1 protein-coding gene is annotated in these 455 nt (G+C 66.2%); it reads left to right on the forward strand.

Going from position 1 to position 455, the window contains the following annotated elements:
• Positions 1 to 455 (forward strand): RHS repeat domain-containing protein (locus tag AC6CIA_RS26415; RefSeq protein ID WP_498316100.1); only part of this gene is annotated, 455 nt, incomplete at both ends.

The following is a 455-nucleotide window of genomic DNA, read 5'->3' on the forward strand; positions in this document are numbered from 1 at the left end:
TACCGCGCAAACCCTGGGTTTTGCCTACGACCCGCTCGGCCAGCTACTCACCGAACACAGCGCCACCGGCAGCCTGCAGCATCACTACGACGAACTCGGCAACCTGATCCAGAGCCAACTGCCCGACGGCCGCTGGCTCAATCGCCTGTACTACGGCAGCGGCCACCTGCACCAGATCAACCTCGACGGCCAGGTCATCAGCGACTTCGAACGCGACCGCCTGCACCGCGAAGTGCTGCGCACCCAGGGCCAGATCAGCACCCGCAGCGAATACGACCGCGCCGGCCGCCTGCGCACCCGCCAACGCCGCCACAGCAGCCAACCCGCGCTGATGCCGGCGGCGCTGCACAAACACTTCGAGTACGACCCCGCCGACAACCTGATCGGCAAACTCGACCAACAACCCACCACGCAACAGCGCCAACTGCTGCACTACGACGCCACCGGCCGCATCA

The sequence above is a fragment of the Pseudomonas sp. GQ91 genome (assembly GCF_059758795.1).